The sequence below is a fragment of the Pseudonocardia pini genome (assembly GCF_013870575.1).
GTDB lineage: Bacteria > Actinomycetota > Actinomycetes > Mycobacteriales > Pseudonocardiaceae > Pseudonocardia > Pseudonocardia pini.
The window spans coordinates 1-3,140 of the sequence record NZ_JACBXB010000669.1; the positions used below are offsets into that span (position 1 = coordinate 1).

A 3,140-nucleotide genomic window follows, 5' to 3' on the forward strand; every position below is an offset into this window, starting at 1 on the left:
CGGAATCTCCGGGGGGCGACGGCGGGTGGGCGGTCAGCGACCGCGACACCAACCGTGCGCGATGTGGTCGTGGCGCAGCAGCGGACGAGGTACGCGGGGTACCCGGCGCTCACCACGGTTGACGACCACGATCACAGGGTGCCCTTCCCCGCCCTGCGCGGCAACCGAGTTCCGTCACGGCGGGTCAACATCACATCGGGGAACCATTCGGCACCCATGCACGTCCGGGCATGGTCACGGCGGCGAACGGTCACTCGTCGTGACGGCGGGCGGTCCGCATCCCTCGCCCGAACGGCACTCCCGTGCGGTGGGTGCCACGGGAGTGCCGCTCGTTCGGCGAGGTTCCGGCCGCGCCTCGGGCGAGGTCAGGCGGTGGCGGGCTCGCGGACGGCCTCGGTCGCCGCCTTGGCCGCAACGCGCTCGGCGTGCGTGGGCGGGTTCGACGGGACGCCCGCGGGACGCAGCGCTTCGAACCCCGCCCGCAGCGCGGGCAGGATCTCACCGAGCAGGTCGAGCTGCTCCAGCACCGTCCGCTCCGGCAGGCCCGCGTGGTCGACGAGGAACAGCTGGCGCTGGTAGTCCCCGAAGTGCTCGCGGAAGGTGAGCGTCCGGTCGATCACCTGCTGCGGGCTGCCCACGGTCAGCGGGGTCTGCGAGGTGAAGTCCTCCATGGACGGGCCGTGGCCGTAGACCGGGGCCTCGTCGAAGTAGGGCTTGAACTCGTTCCACGCGTCCTGGCTGTTGCGGCGCATGAAGAACTGCCCGCCGAGCCCGACCGTCGCGTTCGCGGCGGGACCGTGCCCGTAGTGCTCGAAGCGCTCCCGGTAGAGGGTGATCAGCCGGGTGTAGTGCGACGGCGGCCAGAAGATGTTGTTCGCGAAGAACCCGTCGCCGAAGTAGGCGGCGATCTCCGCGACCTCCGGCGTGCGGATCGAGCCGTGCCACACGAACGGCGCCACGCCTGCGAGCGGGCGGGGCGTGGACACGAACCCGTGCAGCGGGGTGCGGAAGCGACCCTCGAAGTCGACCGGGCCCTCGCTGTCCCACAAGGCGCGCAGGAGCTGGTAGTTCTCCACCGTCAGCGGCACGGACTGGCCGATCTCCTGGCCGAACCAGGGGTAGACCGGCGCGGTGTTGCCGCGGCCCAGCATCAGGTCGACCCGCTCGGGGCCCGCCAGGTGCTGCAGCATCGCGAAGTCCTCGGCGATCTTGACCGGGTCGTTCGTGGTGATCAGCGTGGTCGAGGTGGACAGCACCAGCTTCTCCGTGCGGCCCGCGACGTACCCCAGCAGCGTCGTGGGGGACGACGGGACGAACGGCGGGTTGTGGTGCTCGCCCGTCGCGAACACGTCCAGCCCCACGGCCTCGGCGTGCTCGGCGATCCGGACCATCGACCGGATCCGCTCCTGCTCGGTCGGCGTGGTGCCCGTGGTCGGGTCCCGGGTGACGTCCCCGACCGTGAAGATCCCGAACTGCATCTCTCCCCCTTCGGCGTGCCGATTGTTGCATCCGCAACCACTGGAACGGTGAGCGGTCGTCTGGTGTTCCCGGGCGGTCACGGGGCCGCCGCGAGGCCCGCCGCGACGGGGCCGACGCGCCGTCGGAGCGCCGTTCGCAGCGCGGGACGGGATAGCCGTCGACCGGACGTCGAGGGACACGGACCCCTTCGCTAGCGTTGTGCGCGCAGTCACCCACTGGTGTCGGGGATGGACATACCGGCGTCGGCGACGGGCCCCGTTCGCTCCCCCGGGCCCGTGGTGCGGCGGGCACGCGAGGAGGAGGCGCACGTGAGCACCCAGGTCTCGGACGGACTGACGGTCTTGGCCGTCGACGACGAGGAGCCCGCTTTACAGGAGCTCGCCCACCTGTTGGGTGAGGACTCCAGGGTGGGCACGGTGCTGACCGCGCCGGACGCCACCGAGGCGCTCCGTATCCTGGGCTCGCGCCCTGGGGTCAACCCCGGCGAGTCCGGTGTGGACGTGGTGTTCCTGGACATCCGGATGCCGGGGCTCGACGGGCTCGAGCTGGCCCGGGTGCTCTCCGCGATGGCCGCCCCGCCGCCCGTGGTGTTCGTCACGGCGCACGACGACCGGGCGGTCGACGCCTACGAGATCGGCGCGGTGGACTACCTGCTCAAGCCCCTGCGCTCGGAGCGGCTCTCGGGCTCGCTGGACCGCACCATCGCCAGCCGCGCCACCGCCCGCCCGGCCCCGCCGCAGCCCGTCCCCGGTCAGCCGCCGCGCCAGGAGGCGCCGGAGGACGAGGTCATCCCGGTCGAGCTCGCGGGCACCACCAAACTGGTCCCCCGCTCGTCGGTCCGCTTCGTGGAGGCCCAGGGGGACTACGCCCGCCTGCACACCACCGAGGGCGGGCACCTCGTCCGCATCCCGCTGTCGGTGCTGGAGGAGCGCTGGCGCGAGGCCGGGTTCGTCCGGATCCACCGCGCCTACCTGGTGGCCCTGCCGCTGATCACCGAGCTGCGGCTGTCCGGGTCCGGCTACGTCGTGCGGGTCGGGCACGGGCCCGGCGCCCCCGAGCTGCCGGTCTCGCGGCGGCACACCGCGGCGCTCAAGCGCATCCTGCGCGGTCGCCCGCCGCGCGAGGACGGTCCCACCGGTCCACTCGCCCGGATCCGCTGAGGTCGAGCGCTCACGGTCGGTGACGGATTCGTCCGTCCCGGCCGTTCTCGTCGTGCTCGGGTGACTCTCGCCCCCGCGAGCGGGCCCGACCTGCGCGTCCCCCGCCGACGGATGCCCGCCCGCGCTCGCGGACCGGCCGGTCAGGGCAGGGTTCGGGTCCTCCCGGTAGGGGTATCCTCGGCGGCCTCGTGACGGGCAGTATTCTCGCCGGGATCTCGGCGTGGAGATCCGACCGTGCAGGCGGAGGCCGCCCCGCAGCCCTCCGCGGACCCTGTGTACCCCCGCCTCACGTGACCACCCGTACGGTCCGAGATCCGACGCGCAGAAGGGGGTGTCCCACGTGGTCGACGATCCGCGCCGCGGACGCCCGCCCGCCGACTCCTCCGAGTCGCCCGACCCGGGGGCCCGCCGCCCGGCTCCGGGCGAGCCGTGGCCCCGCCGCGCCGAGCGCGGGTCGGGCCGGTTGCAGGCCGGGCCGGCCGCGCCCTCCGGCCCCTCGAA

Annotated in this window: 2 protein-coding genes; one reads left to right on the forward strand and one right to left on the reverse strand. The window is 73.5% G+C overall.

Annotated features, from left to right (window positions below; all coding sequences use genetic code 11):
* Window positions 1-365 precede the first annotated feature (365 nt).
* Window positions 366-1,478: a CE1758 family FMN-dependent luciferase-like monooxygenase gene (locus H5J29_RS26890; RefSeq protein ID WP_181783796.1), complete on the reverse strand. Its 1,113-nt coding sequence runs from the start codon at window positions 1,476-1,478 to the stop codon at window positions 366-368.
* 309 nt (window positions 1,479-1,787) lie between these two features.
* Here H5J29_RS26890 and H5J29_RS26895 point away from each other — a divergent pair, with 309 nt between their 5' ends.
* Window positions 1,788-2,639, forward strand: coding sequence for a LytR/AlgR family response regulator transcription factor (locus H5J29_RS26895; protein WP_312858430.1), 852 nt, complete (start codon window positions 1,788-1,790; stop codon window positions 2,637-2,639).
* The last annotated feature ends 501 nt before the right edge of the window (window positions 2,640-3,140 follow it).